13 protein-coding genes are annotated in these 13,895 nt (G+C 45.2%); 8 read left to right on the top strand and 5 right to left on the bottom strand.

What is annotated here, in order from left to right:
• Positions 1-41: 41 nt before the first annotated feature.
• A complete protein-coding gene (locus tag BUA59_RS05875; protein WP_072838802.1) occupies positions 42-1,805 on the bottom strand; it encodes a sigma-54-dependent Fis family transcriptional regulator in 1,764 nt (587 codons plus the stop codon).
• Positions 1,806-2,126: 321 nt separating this feature from the next.
• Between BUA59_RS05875 and BUA59_RS05880 the strand changes: the two genes are divergently transcribed.
• Entirely contained in the window at positions 2,127-3,587 is a 1,461-nt protein-coding gene (locus tag BUA59_RS05880; protein WP_072838803.1) for a benzaldehyde dehydrogenase, read from the top strand.
• 88 nt (positions 3,588-3,675) lie between these two features.
• Here BUA59_RS05880 and BUA59_RS05885 read toward each other — a convergent pair whose 3' ends face one another.
• Positions 3,676-4,893: a LysR family transcriptional regulator gene (locus tag BUA59_RS05885; protein ID WP_072838804.1), complete on the bottom strand. Its 1,218-nt coding sequence runs from the start codon at positions 4,891-4,893 to the stop codon at positions 3,676-3,678.
• 207 nt (positions 4,894-5,100) lie between these two features.
• On the opposite strand from BUA59_RS05885, the gene ligA reads away from it, so the two are divergent.
• From ligA to BUA59_RS05920, 7 genes are all read left to right on the top strand, one after another.
• Entirely contained in the window at positions 5,101-5,508 is a 408-nt protein-coding gene (gene ligA, locus BUA59_RS05890; protein ID WP_072838805.1) for a protocatechuate 4,5-dioxygenase subunit alpha, read from the top strand.
• Complete coding sequence (locus BUA59_RS05895; RefSeq protein WP_011978340.1) at positions 5,508-6,362, top strand: class III extradiol dioxygenase subunit beta; 855 nt, start codon at positions 5,508-5,510, stop codon at positions 6,360-6,362. The genes ligA and BUA59_RS05895 overlap by 1 nt, the downstream gene beginning before the upstream one ends.
• 6 nt (positions 6,363-6,368) lie before the next feature.
• Positions 6,369-7,082, top strand: coding sequence for an alpha/beta fold hydrolase (locus tag BUA59_RS05900; protein WP_072838806.1), 714 nt, complete (start codon positions 6,369-6,371; stop codon positions 7,080-7,082).
• A gap of 6 nt (positions 7,083-7,088) precedes the next feature.
• Positions 7,089-7,553, top strand: a complete 465-nt coding sequence (locus BUA59_RS05905) for a nuclear transport factor 2 family protein (RefSeq protein WP_072838807.1) — start codon at positions 7,089-7,091, stop codon at positions 7,551-7,553.
• Between the two features lie 198 nt (positions 7,554-7,751).
• Positions 7,752-8,732: a TRAP transporter substrate-binding protein gene (locus tag BUA59_RS05910; protein WP_011978343.1), complete on the top strand. Its 981-nt coding sequence runs from the start codon at positions 7,752-7,754 to the stop codon at positions 8,730-8,732.
• Positions 8,733-8,735: 3 nt separating this feature from the next.
• The gene (locus BUA59_RS05915) at positions 8,736-9,257 is read left to right on the top strand and encodes a TRAP transporter small permease (protein WP_072838808.1); all 522 of its coding nucleotides are present in this window, start codon (positions 8,736-8,738) and stop codon (positions 9,255-9,257) included.
• On the top strand, positions 9,254-10,558 hold the full coding sequence (locus tag BUA59_RS05920) for a TRAP transporter large permease (protein WP_072838809.1): 1,305 nt from the start codon (positions 9,254-9,256) through the stop codon (positions 10,556-10,558). Before BUA59_RS05915 ends, BUA59_RS05920 begins: the two co-directional genes overlap by 4 nt.
• Positions 10,559-10,707: 149 nt before the next feature.
• Here the strand turns inward: BUA59_RS05920 and BUA59_RS05925 are convergent, their stop codons facing one another.
• The 3 genes from BUA59_RS05925 to BUA59_RS05935 form a co-directional block, all read right to left on the bottom strand.
• Positions 10,708-11,373: a DsbA family oxidoreductase gene (locus BUA59_RS05925; protein ID WP_072838810.1), complete on the bottom strand. Its 666-nt coding sequence runs from the start codon at positions 11,371-11,373 to the stop codon at positions 10,708-10,710.
• 187 nt (positions 11,374-11,560) lie between these two features.
• Entirely contained in the window at positions 11,561-12,325 is a 765-nt protein-coding gene (locus tag BUA59_RS05930; RefSeq protein WP_072838811.1) for an SDR family NAD(P)-dependent oxidoreductase, read from the bottom strand.
• A gap of 79 nt (positions 12,326-12,404) precedes the next feature.
• Positions 12,405-13,865, bottom strand: a complete 1,461-nt coding sequence (locus BUA59_RS05935) for an NAD-dependent succinate-semialdehyde dehydrogenase (RefSeq protein ID WP_072838812.1) — start codon at positions 13,863-13,865, stop codon at positions 12,405-12,407.
• Between the last annotated feature and the right edge of the window lie 30 nt (positions 13,866-13,895).

A 13,895-nucleotide genomic window follows, 5' to 3' on the forward strand; every position in this document is an offset into this window, starting at 1 on the left:
ATCACAGGCTTATCTGATTTTTAAATGACCACTTTTTTGTTTTACTTATTCTTCTTTAGACGATAAGCCAATTGTGGTCTGCTTAGGCCAACTCGTCTTGCCGCTTCAGATAAATTGCCTTGGGCGTTTTCTACGGCTTCTCGTAATAAGCTTTGCTCAAGCTCTTCAATATCAAGATGATCTTTTCCACCGACAAATTGAGTGATGTGTTCCAAGAGCGATTCTGTCGCTTCTTTTTTGCTATCGGCATGGCTTAAGGTGCCTTGGTGATTCACTGAGTAGATAATTTCTTCTGGAATAAACTCGTTTCTAAACAAATGTGGAAGATCAATCGGTTCACCTTCTTCTGATGCAATCACGCCGCGCTCCATTAGATTTTGTAACTCACGAATATTCCCCGGAAAACCATAATTTAATAACGCTCGTCGCGCTGTTTGTGTCATGCCAGATGGTGCTTTTTGATGCAGTTGGCAAAAGTGATGGTAGAAGTGATTAATGAGCAATGGGATGTCAGCTTTTCGCTCTCTTAGCGGAGGTAGATGTATTGGGAAGACGTTTAAACGAAAGAACAAATCTTCGCGGAATTCGCCTTTTTCAATGGCTTTACGTAGGTCTACATTGGTTGCAGCGACGACTCTTACATTGACTTTAATAGCTGAAATACCGCCGACTCGCTCGACTTCTTTTTCTTGTAAAACACGTAATAATTTACTCTGTCCTGCTAGGCTTAGTGTGCCAATTTCATCTAAGAATAGTGTACCGCCATTGGCTCTTTCAAAGCGACCGGGACGGCTACTCGTTGCTCCTGTGTAGGCGCCTTTTTCGACGCCAAACAGTTCAGTTTCTATGAGATTTTCAGGAATCGCAGCACAGTTAAATGCGACAAAAGGACCAGTTTGGCGACTGAATTTATGCAGCATACTGGCAAAAAGCTCCTTGCCTACTCCAGATTCGCCAGTGAATAGCACTGTAGCATTGGTTGGTGCGACCTTTTGTAATGAATGATTAGCAGCGGTAAAAGCGGCGGAAACTCCAATCATTTTTGGCTGATCGTCTAACAGTTCTGGTTCCATTAGGTCGAGTTTAGGGGAAGGTTTAGTAACCAGTTCAGCATTTTGAGAAGTGACGTTAAGGAAGCGAATATCGTCTTCGATATTATCCCAAAGTTCGGCAGATTTACCGATAACCCGACAGACCGAATGCCCCATAGATTGACATTCTATTTCTCTAAAAATGACCAGAGATCCTACTAAACCTGAGACATAACCGATGGCGTAACCTAATTCCATCCAGCATGCGGGTGAGCTACCAATGCCGTAAGCGGCAATGTGTTCTTCATCTTCACTGCTGTGATGCCAAAGAAATTCACCATCATATGCACCTTTTTCGGTGTCAAATTCAAAGTGAATAGTTTCCACTTTGACGACACCTTCTAGCCCATGAAGATGAGTGCCAGCAGTGAAAATGGAGGCTGGATCTGAGTCTGGCCAGCGCTTTTGAATGAGCTCTGCGTCTCTTAGGCCAGATAAATAACCTGTTCGAGTAAGAATGTCGCGCGATTTTTCGAGACCAAGGGAATCAATCATCTCGCGACGCAACAGCCCAAACGACGAGCTGTGGATCAGTAACATGCGTTGATCGTCTAACCAAATGCGACCATCACCAGGCGAAAAAAACAGACATTCTGTCAGCTCCTCTACGGTGGGTGCATGTTGGCCATCTAGTTCACGGGAGCTGCCTTTGAGTAGGATTTTTTGATTGCTTTTAGCTAAGTCTGCTAAAGAAATGCGATGAGAGTTCGTCATTATTATTTTTCCTCTTTCATCTAGTTGATGAAATGGTTAACTGCTTTTTCCTAGTTTTGATTGTATTTAACGATATCGTCAAGTTGTTGTTGGATATTTATACAATGCAATATCGGATTATCGATATTGATAAAATTACAAACCTTTATTTATCAATATGTTGCGTTTTATATTTTGATGGAATTTGCTGAAGTATTATTTCGGCATAGCTATTGCTGTAGTGTACGAATGGTATGAATAACCAAAATACTGAACTTCCACTTGGCTTGATTTGTCTTAGTAGAAATTCAGTGGCTAATAAAAATAAATAGGAGAATACACATGACAGTATCTGTACTTGAATCTAAAAAATGGTCTGGTAAGTTTTTTACGGGTGACTGGGTTGCTGCTTCAAACAAGCAAGACGTTATGGAGCCAGCGACAGGTAAGGTTTTGAGTGAAGTCGGTATTGCTACAGCAGATGAAGTTTATTTGGCTTGTCAGCGAGCCAATGAAGCGCAAAAAGAATGGTTAAAAGTCCCGCCAAGAGACAAGGCTACATTGTTTCATAAAGCCGCCGCTTTCATGCAAGAAAACTTTGACGAACTGGCTTTGTATATTGCCCGTGAAACTGGCGGTATTATTCCTAAAGGCCAGCACGAAGTAAAAGAAGCCATTCTAATTCTGCAATTGGCTGCCAATATGACGTTGGAGCCAAATGGTCTAACGTTGCCTTCTGTCCCCGAAAAAATGTCTTACGCGACACGTAAGGCTATTGGTGTTGTGGGTGTTATTTCTCCCTTTAACTTTCCGATGATTCTCTCTATTCGATCTATTGCTCCAGCCTTGGCGACAGGTAATGCGGTAGTCACCAAACCAGATCCACAAACGCCTGTCACTGGCGGTTTTATTCTTGCTCTTGCTTTGGAGGCCGCAGGTTTGCCAAAAGGCGTATTTCAAGTCTTACCGGGTGCTGTTGAAGCTGGTGAAGCGCTTTGTGCTGCGCCAGAGATCGGTATGGTAGCGTTCACTGGATCTACTGCTGCAGGCCGAAAAGTGGGTGAAGCCTGTGGTCGTAATTTGAAAAAAGTGTCGCTTGAGTTAGGTGGCAAAAGCTCCTTGATCATTTTGGAAGATGCCGATTTAGATGTGGCTGCCAGTAACATTGCTTGGGGTGCGTATTTCCACCAAGGACAAATTTGCATGGCGTCTGGTCGTATCCTAGTCCAAGAAAGCATCGCAGAAGCGTTAACGGCTAAAATCGTCGAAAAAGCGAAGCATTTACCAGTCGGTGATCCAGCTTCTGGACAAGTTGCTTTAGGGCCGCTGATTAATCAGCGTCAGCTTGAAAAAGTTCACGCTATTGTTCAGGACACCATCGCGGCGGGCGCAAAGTTAGAAGCTGGTGGTTCTCACGAAGGGCCTTTCTATGCGCCAACAGTATTGAGCAATGTGAAGCCGGGAATGCGTTCTTTTGATGAAGAAATCTTTGGTCCAGTGGTTAATATTGTTACCTTTAAACACGATGACGAAGCTGTGGCTATGGCGAACAACACACAATATGGTTTAGCTGGAGCGGTGATTTCGAACGATCTTTCCCGAGCACAACGTATTGGTGCTCAGTTGCATGTTGGCTTACTGCATATCAATGATCAAACCGTCAACGATGAATGCATTAACCCATTTGGTGGTTGCGGCGCATCAGGCAATGGCAGCGCGGTGTGTGGCCCTGCGGATTGGGATCTTTATACTCATTGGCAATGGGTGACCGTTAAGCAAGCTGCAACGCCTTATCCTTTTTAAGGTGTTTGGATAGGTAAATCTTAGAAATAAAAAAGCTCCATGCTGATGGTATGGAGCTTTTTGTTATTCGCGGTCTCATGGTTATCGGTTATTGTGTTTTTAGCTTGTCTATAATCGTTAACTTTAACTCTTCAATGAATGTCTGAATGATGGTGGATTGTCGTTCGCGATGCAGTGTTATCCCTATGGTGCATTCAGGTTTTGGAAGTGGGATAGGGATTTGCTTTAGGCGAGGGGTGAGTTTGTTGATATTCCAGTCGTCATAGAATAATAGCGCGATGGCGTCGCTGTGAATAACGAGTTCTTCTGAAGAGGCAAAGGTCAGCATTTCCAGTGCTTGAATGGGCGGTTTGTTGTCTATGCTATGGAACAGGCTTTCGAAATAATCTCGGATCGGCGTGCCGTGACGCGCCACAATCCAGCGTTCATTGACCAGATCATTGAGTGTCTTCGCGTCGTTGTGTATCGGATGATCAGCACGAGCGATCAAAGCGTATTGGGCTGGTAATAATGGCAGCTCGATTAGCTCTGGGTGAATCGGGCCTTTTCTCATGAGACCCAGAAAACAATCTATTTCACCTTGTCGTAGGGCATTTGCCAGCATGTGATAAGGACCTTGCATCGCTTGTAGGCGAATCCCTGAGTGTTGTTTAAATATAGAAGCAAATGCAATGGGAACAATATCTTGGCAGGAAAAAGACAACATCCCTACGGACAATCTGCCGGTTAGCTCGTTTGGCAGTGATTGAAGACTCTGTTGTAGCGATTGAGCCACAGGTGAAATTCTTAGGAATAACGAAGCCAGTTGTTTAGCTGCAGTTTGTGGAATCAAACCACGGCGAGCTCTTGAGAAGAGTGGCTGCTGCACCATATTTTCGATTTCTTTTAATGTTTTACTGACTGCTGGTTGTGTCATGCCTAGTGTTTGTGCGGCAACAGACGCACTGCCTACTTTTACGACGGCTTCAATGATCAGTAGATGTCGCCACTCAACGTAGGTTTTTAATTTTAGTAAGGTAGTGACGTTGCTTTGCAATTGGCGCTCTGTGTCAGAAATCGCCTGTAGAATGCTGTTGCAAGACGAGATCACCACTTCACCTGCAGACGTTGGTTCAGCTCCACTCCAGCCACGGGTAAAAATATCCACCTGCAATGCTTGTTCGGCTTGTGACAGTGCACGCGAGACACTGGATTGACTTAGGTTTAACGACGAGCTTGCTTCTTTTTCGGTACCTTTCTTCATTATTTCCCTGATAACACGGCATTGTTTGAGTGTCAGTGGAAAATTTGAATTAGGGTTGCTCATCCTTGGTCTCCTTTTAAAAAGTCATTTCGTGAAGTCGTGGTGAGTAAAAGTTCGTTATTTATAATTTATGATATAACCAAAATTTAAGCCATATTTTTGATTGTGCATATGTAAGGTTGGTTTTTTCTGTGTACCTTTAATTGAATAAGTTCTACTTAGTTAATTCCTCTTTAGTGAGGATAAGAAACGAGCGAAGGTAAGACGCGAATGAATAATAACAATAAGCCTTACAGTGATATTCCTGGCACGACCGTTTTCGACGGCGATATGGCCAGAATAGGCTTTCACCTCAATCAATTTTGTATGTCCTTAATGCAAGAGTCTAATCGAACGGCGTTTAAGCAAAATGAGCGTGCTTATCTAGATAAATGGCCTATGACAGAAGCGCAAAAAAGTGCCGTGATTGCTCGGGATTTTAGTCAACTCATCGCCCTTGGTGGCAACATTTATTACCTCGTCAAAATCAGTTCGAGCGATGGGCTAAGCGTGGCGGCAGCCGTTTCCACCATGACCGATTTATCCGTTGATGAATACATCGATATGATGCGCCGTGGTGGCCGTTCGCCGGAAGGGAATCGTTATGTTGTGAATAAGACATCTGAGGAGAAGCAATAATGGCCAAAATCACCTGTGGATTAGGTACCTCTCATATTCCGTTGCTGGGACATATTATTGATAAGGGCGATAGCGGCGATGAGAAGTGGGCGCCAATATTTGATGGTTATCAGTTCACTAAAAAGTGGATTCGCGAGCAAAAACCAGATGTGGTCGTCTTGGTCTACAACGATCACGCGACAGCGTTTGATATGAAAGTAATCCCAACTTTTGCGATTGGCTGTGGGGAAGAATATCACCCAGCAGACGAAGGTTATGGTGCACGTCCTGTTCCAACGGTAAAAGGCGCGCCGAAGCTAGCGTGGCATATTACCGAATCGTTGATAAAGCAAGGCTTTGACATGACGATTGTCAATGAAATGGACGTGGATCATGGTCTTACCGTGCCTTTGTCTATGGTGTTTGGAGAAGTGGAAGAATGGCCTTGCCAAGTTATTCCCTTGGCCGTCAATACCGTGGTTTATCCTGCGCCAACGGGTGATCGTTGCCTAGCTTTGGGTAAAGCGATTCGAGCTGCAGTAGAGCAATTTCCAGAAGACCTAAATGTTCAGGTTTGGGGAACAGGTGGCATGAGTCATCAATTGCTGGGTGAGCGTGCTGGCTTGATTAACCAAGAGTGGGACCTCGCTTTTCTGGATGATTTAAAGAGTGACTATGAGAAGCTAGGGGCGATTTCTCAAGTTGAATATATTCGAGAATCCGGAACAGAAGGGAGTGAAATGGTGATGTGGTTAATCATGCGTGGTGCGCTGAATCATGAGGTTAACGAAATTCATCGTCATTACCATGTGCCTGTTTCTAATACGGCGCTGGGTCATCTGATATACGAAAATGTTGATAAAAAGGGAGAATAAATCACAATGAATGTGCGTATAACTAGACCCAAATTAGTTTGTTTAGCTGGTTTGCTATGTGATCAACGAATGTGGCAGAAGGTCGCAGCTCAATTAGAGAATGATGCCGACGTTGAAATTATTAGTTTTGCAGGGTTTGATGATCTGACCGGCATGGCTCGGTCTGTGTTATCCAGTATTGAAGGTGACTTTGCCTTGGCGGGTCATTCCATGGGAGGACGAGTAGCACTGGAAATATATCGTCTTGCACCGCAGCGGGTAACGCGTCTAGCGCTTTTAAATACAGGTGTTCATCCCAAGTCAGACAAAGAAATACCGGGGCGTATGCGCTTGATTGAAGCCGCGAAAACGAGTGGCATTTCAGTGTTAGCAACAGAATGGCTAATCCCCATGATGTCCCCTAAAGGATTAAATAACGCAAATTTGATGGCCGATTTAACAAAAATGGTCGAGTCTTATTCGGTTGAAGATTTTGAAAAACAGATTCATGCATTGATAAATCGCCCCAATGCTGAAGCGCTTCTTTCACAAATATCGGTGCCCACTTTACTGCTTTCCGGCTTGCAAGATAGCTGGAGCCCTGTGGTTCAGCATCAGGCGATCCAACAACAAATTAGTGGTAGTGAACTTGTCGTGATCGACGACGCTGGGCACATGGCACCGGCGGAAGATCCAGAAAATGTCGCAGCGGCACTGCACTCATGGTTAAAGAAAAAGTAGGGGATTATGAGCAATCAAACGATCGAAAATATGCTGATTGAGTGGCAGTGCCAAAAGCTGGTAACTCGTTCGATTAATTTGCTAGATCAAGGGCGTTGGCAAGAATTGGCAAATTGCTATGCCGAAGATGGCGAACTGTATCGCCCGAGTGCACCGACCGTAAAAATTGAAGGACGCGACGCGATTCTTGAGTCTTTTACCTCGCGTCCAGCGAAGGAAACCTGCCATGCACTAACGAACATAGAAGCCAATATTATTAATGAAGGTCTTGTCGTCGTAACATCGAGAGTGGTGCTTTTTGCCGCGAATAAAAAAGCCGAAGGTATTGAAAGCATGGTGCAAGCGAATGCAGACATTTTTATTGGTCGTTTCATAGATGAAATTACAAGTGTAAGTGGTGAGTGGTTAATAGCCAAAAGACAGGGTTCGATTGAACTGCACTACAAAGGAACTTCAGACAAAACAGGGTAGCTGTTAAAGAGTAACTGTTAAATAGCAAAAGGAGTCGCAGGGGAAAGAGTCGCGAGGGAAAGAGTCGTTTGAAGACTTGGTAAATTATTAAGAGTAGAGTTTCTATTTAAAAAGGACGGTCCGTTGATTCGGTCAGTCTCATAACAAAAATAACAAAGCCTTCAAGTAAGGCACTAAAGCAACATTGGGAGAACAGAGATGAAATTAAATAAATTCATTATTGCTACTTCAGCGGCCATTGCATTATCCACTCAAGTTTTTGCAGAGGAATTGAAGTTCGCCAGCTTCACTCCGCCGTTTCACACAATTAATGCATCGGTGATTGAAAAGTTAAATGCTGATCTGTCGGCGGCCACAAATGGTTCTCTTACTGTTCGCGGATATCATGGCGGCGAGCTGGGCGCTGGGCCTGCCGAGCAATATGTGCGTGTTTTGCAAGGTGCAGCGGATATGTCTTGGGGCTTACCGGGTTATACCTCGTCACAGTTTGGTAAAACAATGATAGCTGAATTACCTGGTGCGATTCCTGAAGATATGCCTGGTTACGAAGCACTATGGCGTGCGTATGATAAGCATTTGAGTAGTGAGTTTCCGGGGACTAAACCATTAGCATTGTGGACCTCTGAGCCTAATATTTTCATCATGCGTAATAAAGTGATTCGCACACCAGCAGATTTGGCGGGGCTTAAAATTCGTGTTGCTGGTGCAACTGCCGCAAAAGTCGCGAGCGCCTTAGGTGCAACCCCTGTGCAAATGCCAGCTAGTCAGATCTATAATGCCATGCAAACCGGCCTTATTGATGGTGTTATTACAGGAGCATCAACACTAAAAGACTTCAAACTTGACGAAGTGGCTGATTCTCTCACTCTGGGCGCGCCATTAGGTCGTCTTGTCTTTTATACGGTACTTAACCGCAGAGTTTATGATGGATTAAGTGCGAGTGAAAAGGCTGCCGTTGACGCAGCAAGTGGTGCTGGGCTGTCTAAAAGTGCGGAAGATGCTTGGCTAAAAACGGCTACTGAAGCGCTTGAAGTGGCTCGGGCCGATAGTGCAAATACCATAACTAACCTAACCGATGATGAAAGAGCGGCGTTTACCAAAGCTGTTTCTGGTGTGGTTCAGTCTTATGTAAAAAGCGTAAATGGCGCAGCGACACTTGCGGCAATGGAAGGCAAGTAATCCATGCTTGCTATCATTCGTAAACTGGCGGATGGGATTATTTCCCTATCCGCCGCCTTGGGCGCCTTAGGTCTAATTTTTGAGGTGATCATTATTCTCGCGGATGTCATTGGTCGTGCGATGGGATCACCACTTTATGGATCGCAGGACATAGTTACTATGACCATGGTTATTCTACTCTTTGGCGCAATGGCACTGTGTGACCGTCAGGGTGGTCACATCTCGGTTGATCTTTTCGAACGAAACTATCCAGTGGTACTTAACCGCTTAATCGATGTTTTTTCCGCGTTACTGGGCACTGTCATCTTTGTGGGCATTGCTTACTCAGTAAATGAAAGCGCTAAGATTTCAACTATGTTGAACCTTTCGACCAATCTTTTACTTATACCGAAGGCGTGGTTCCAAAATGGACTTTCTGTCTTTGCTTTGATCACAGCGGCTGGAATGGCATTACGTGCTGTTGAATTAACCTTGTCAGGTCGTGACATTCGTAAAGTAGACACGGACAAAGGAGACGCTGCATGAGCGCATCAATGATTGGTTTTGTTGGCATCTTGATCATGTTTGGTCTGTTGGTGCTGCGTATTCCAGTGGCGTTTGCCATGTTTTCTGTGGGATTTGTGGGTATTACGGTACTTGATAGCAGCCGATCCGCATTCAGTTTACTGGCATCGGAAACCTTCACGTTAGCCTCCTCACCTGAATTGGTTGTTATCCCGCTGTTTATTCTGATGGGAAATGTCGCCTCCATCACAGGAATGAGTCAGAAACTATACGACGCCGCTTATGCCATTATAGGCCAGTTACGTGGCGGATTGGCTTCGGCTACGGTGATTGGTTGTGGTGGTTTTGCGGCGCTATCTGGTTCGTCAGTTGCATCAGCATTGACCATGGGTAAAGTCGCATTGGGGCAGATGGATCGTTTCAATTACGACAAAAGGCTATCTACTGGCGTGGTTGCCGCAGGTGGCACACTGGGGATTCTCATTCCACCGTCGACGGGATTTGTTATTTACGCGATTCTCACCGAGCAAAGTATCGGGCGATTGTTTTTAGCCGGTGTTCTGCCTGGCATTATGTTGCTGCTGTTGTTCATTTTAGTGATCACAGTTATTTGTTGGTTTCGTCCAGAGTTCGGTCCTGCTGGGCCTGCGACAAGCTGGCGTAACAAAGGCAAAGCTTTGTTAGGTGCTGGGCCGATTGTGGCTGTGATACTTCTGACGATTGGTGGCATTTATGGTGGATTATTTTCACCTGTTGAGGCCGCTGCCGTTGGCGCAGGAGTTGTGATCTTAGTCGGATTTGTAACGCGGTCCTTATCATTAAAAGCCCTTTGGCATGCGTCTAGGGACGCGGTTGTTACCACGGCGACAGTGATGTTAATTTTGATTGCAGCTCACCTGATCAACCCATTTATGGCGCTTAGTCATATTCCTTCGGCGGTAGGGGAATTGTTGTCTGGATTGGGATTGGGAGTAACGGGAACGCTTATTCTTATCCTTGCAATCTATCTTGTGCTGGGCTGCTTTTTGGAAGGCTTCGCCATGCTGGTTCTGACCTTGCCGATTTTCTTTCCAATTATTGTGTCACTAGGGATAGATCCGATTTGGTTTGGTGTGCTGACGGTTCTGACTCTTGAAATGGGCTTAATTTCTCCTCCTGTTGGTATTAATGTCTTCATCGTAAAATCAGTTGCGCCAAACGTGGAGTTAGGCGACATCTTCCGAGGAGTGCTGCCTTTCTGGTTGATGATGATTTTGGCGGTGGCTTTGTTGATTATCTTCCCGCAGATTGTACTGTTACTTCCTAATACCATGTTCGGCTGATTTAAGTGCTTTGTAGTCGAAAGGGTAATTAGTCTAGATGATAAAAGCCCCATGTTGATTTCCAATAGCTGGAAAAACAACATGGGGCTTTTCGGTTTTTATAATCCGTTAAATGTTTGCGTGAATAGTTGGAGTGAAGTGACAGTGAATTAAACTAGTTGTTCCGCTTTTTGTTTCTTTAGTACCTCTTCAATCGCGCTTTTGAAGACTTCTGCTGGCTGTCCGCCTGAGATAGCGTAGGCGTTGTTGATGATGACAGTAGGAACAGAAGTGATGCCATTTTGTTGCCAAACTTGTTCTTGCTGGCGGACTTCATCGGCAAAGTGGTTATTTTCCAAAATGCCTTTAGCTGCGGCTGGGTCAAGATTAACGCTGGCAGCAAGATTGGCGAGCGTTTGGTAATCGCTTATATCTTGATTATGGGTGAAGTGAGCTTTAAATAGTGCCATTTTTAGCTCAGCTTGTTTGCCTTCTAACTGCGCCCAATGCAACAAACGATGGGCATCGAACGAATTTCGCATACGGCTTTCTGGTGTGAAGTTAAAATCGAAATCGACTTCTTTGCCACGAGCTTGAATCATGACTCTGTTTTGGTCTGATTGCTCTTTGTTGATGCCGTACTTTTCTGTGATGTGCTCGTTTAGGTTTTGGCCTTCTGCTGGCATTTTCGGATTAAGCTCGAAAGGCTGAAATGATAATTGCGTATCAACTTTGTCGCTCAGTTGTTCTAGGGCTTTGTTGAGGTTACCTAAACCGACCACGCACCAAGGGCACATAACATCGGAAATGAATTGAATGTCTAAAGAGTCTTTCATGGTTAATGGTCTCGGTGTTTAATTATTAACCTATTGTTATGGGTGGTGTGGGAAATTAAAAGTACTAGATCGCAGAAAACCTGATAGATACTTTTTGTTTGCAGAATCTAGGCGATTTGTAAGAAATTGGAAGGGGAGTCTAAGTTGAGCGGTTCAGATAATGGCTGAACCGCTCTGTTTGATAGTGCTAGACAATGCCAGCATCCACAATGAAGTTTTGTCCAGCGCAAGCGCGACTATCTTGTGAGGCAAGGAATAGGGCCATTGCCACAATATCGTCTGGTTCAATACGGAATTTAAGAGATTGAACGTCGATAAACTCTTGGTCCAATTCTGGTGTTAGCCATAGGGCTTTTTGTCGTTCGGTGACAACCGCTCCTGGTACAATAGAGTTGACTCGAATACCGCGAGGGCCAAGCTCTCGCGCCATGGTTCGTGTCATGGTGTGAATCGCACCTTTTGATGTAGTGTAACCCACCATACCAGCACGGCCACGCATCCAACTGATCGATCCCATATTGATAATGCTTGCGCCTTCTTTCATCCATTTAGCAGCGGCTTGCATTCCAAAGAAATGCGGACGCATGTTGATGTTTAGGCAATTATCCCAGTATTCCGGTGTGACGTCTTCGATCTTATGGCGATCGTCTTTGCCCGCGTTGTTGATTAATACGTCTAAGCGGCCAAGTTCTTGTGCAGCATCGTCGATGGCGGATTGCAACGCGTCAATATCACGGACGTCGACTTTTCTAAACCAAGGCGTCACCTTAAATTCGTCAGTCAGTTTTTGATTCAACGCAGCAGCGCTAGTGTCATCAATGTCGATGTAAGCAACGCGTGCGCCTTGCTTCATAAAGTGATGAACAAAATATTCTCCAATCCCTGAGCCACCGCCAGTGATAAAAACGACTTTGTCTTTTAAGGATGGGTATTGGTTGGTTAATGTCGGCATTTATTATTCTCCGGTCGACAAAAGATAGGTATGCCCATGTCTGAATGGGCATACCTTGCATAGGTTTTTGAGTTATCCGTTACTTATCCAAACCTGCTAGGCAAACGTATTTGGTGTTGATGTAGTCTTCAATGCCGTATTTCGAACCTTCACGACCCAGACCAGATTCTTTGTAACCACCAAATGGCGCCACTTCTGTGGCGATGATGCCAGCATTAACACCGACTAAGCCAGTTTCTAACGCTTCTGCTACGCGGAAAATACGACCAATATCGCGAGAGTAGAAGTAAGACGCTAGACCGTATTCCGTGTCGTTCGCCATGGCAATCACGTCATCTTCTGTTTCAAATTTGAAGATAGGCGCTAAAGGTCCGAAGGTTTCTTCTTTGGCAAACAGCATGTCTTGAGTGGCGTTGGCGATAACCGTTGGCTGATAGAAATTGTCGCCCAGTTCATGGTGTTTACCACCTGTGACGATTTTACCGCCTTTGCTGATGGCGTCTTGTACATGCTCGTCAACTTTATCAACCGCTGCACGGTTAATCAGCGGGCCTTGTTCGACACCGCTTTCAGTACCATGGCCGACTTTCATTGCGGCAACTTGCGCGGCGAATTTTTCAACGAAGCTATCGTATACACCTGCTTGAACATAAATGCGGTTTGCGCAAACACAGGTTTGGCCAGCATTACGGTATTTAGACATCATGGCGCCTTTAACGGCTTCGTCTATGTCGGCATCATCAAACACAACAAAAGGCGCGTTGCCACCAAGCTCAAGAGAGACTTTCTTCATGGTGTCGGCGCAGTCTTTCATCAGTAATTTGCCGATAGGCGTAGAACCTGTGAACGTCAGCTTACGAACAACGGATGAGTCCGTTAGAGTTTTGGCGATTGTACTCGCTTTACCCACAACGATATTAATAACCCCCGCTGGAATACCCGCTTCGATGGCAAGAACGCCCATTGCTAATGCGCTTAATGGTGTTTCGGAAGCCGGCTTGATGATCATGGTACAGCCAGCAGCAAGCGCTGGGCCTGCTTTACGAGTGATCATGGCAGCAGGAAAGTTCCAAGGCGTAATAGCAGCGCACACGCCAACAGGTTCTTTCATCACAAGGAGACGACGATCTGGCGCATAAGTTGGGATCACATCGCCATAAATGCGCTTACCCTCTTCCGCGAACCACTCAATAAACGAAGCCGCGTAGCCTATTTCGCCGCGAGATTCTGCTAAGGGTTTGCCTTGCTCAGCGGTCATGAGTTTCGCTAAGTCTTCTTGGTTTTCCATTAATAGGTCGTGCCAGCGACGTAATAGTGCGGCGCGTTCTTTGGCAGTTTTCTTTTTCCATGTTTTTTGAGCGGCTTCAGCAGCGGCGATGGCTTGTTCGGTTTGCGCAGCACCAACGGTCGCAACGGTTGCTACTAATTCACCATTTGCAGGGTTAAATACATCTAGCGTGCTGCCTTCTGAAGATTCGACCCACTCTCCATTGATTAAACATTTTGTTTGCAGGAGTGCTTTGTTATTTAGTTCAAGCATTGCGGTACCTCTATTAGTTTGTTCGCTTTA

The organism is Marinomonas polaris DSM 16579 (genome assembly GCF_900129155.1).
Taxonomy (GTDB): Bacteria; Pseudomonadota; Gammaproteobacteria; order Pseudomonadales; family Marinomonadaceae; genus Marinomonas; species Marinomonas polaris.

Bases quoted from the DNA above. Each gene is read 5' to 3' on its own strand.
- BUA59_RS05875 (WP_072838802.1), bottom strand. From the start codon at position 1,805: ATGACGAACTCTCATCGCATTTCTTTAGCAGACTTAGCTAAAAGCAAT.
- BUA59_RS05880 (WP_072838803.1), top strand. From the start codon at position 2,127: ATGACAGTATCTGTACTTGAATCTAAAAAATGGTCTGGTAAGTTTTTT.
- BUA59_RS05885 (WP_072838804.1), bottom strand. From the start codon at position 4,893: ATGAGCAACCCTAATTCAAATTTTCCACTGACACTCAAACAATGCCGT.
- ligA (WP_072838805.1), top strand. From the start codon at position 5,101: ATGAATAATAACAATAAGCCTTACAGTGATATTCCTGGCACGACCGTT.
- BUA59_RS05895 (WP_011978340.1), top strand. From the start codon at position 5,508: ATGGCCAAAATCACCTGTGGATTAGGTACCTCTCATATTCCGTTGCTG.
- BUA59_RS05900 (WP_072838806.1), top strand. From the start codon at position 6,369: ATGAATGTGCGTATAACTAGACCCAAATTAGTTTGTTTAGCTGGTTTG.
- BUA59_RS05905 (WP_072838807.1), top strand. From the start codon at position 7,089: ATGAGCAATCAAACGATCGAAAATATGCTGATTGAGTGGCAGTGCCAA.
- BUA59_RS05910 (WP_011978343.1), top strand. From the start codon at position 7,752: ATGAAATTAAATAAATTCATTATTGCTACTTCAGCGGCCATTGCATTA.
- BUA59_RS05915 (WP_072838808.1), top strand. From the start codon at position 8,736: ATGCTTGCTATCATTCGTAAACTGGCGGATGGGATTATTTCCCTATCC.
- BUA59_RS05920 (WP_072838809.1), top strand. From the start codon at position 9,254: ATGAGCGCATCAATGATTGGTTTTGTTGGCATCTTGATCATGTTTGGT.
- BUA59_RS05925 (WP_072838810.1), bottom strand. From the start codon at position 11,373: ATGAAAGACTCTTTAGACATTCAATTCATTTCCGATGTTATGTGCCCT.
- BUA59_RS05930 (WP_072838811.1), bottom strand. From the start codon at position 12,325: ATGCCGACATTAACCAACCAATACCCATCCTTAAAAGACAAAGTCGTT.
- BUA59_RS05935 (WP_072838812.1), bottom strand. From the start codon at position 13,865: ATGCTTGAACTAAATAACAAAGCACTCCTGCAAACAAAATGTTTAATC.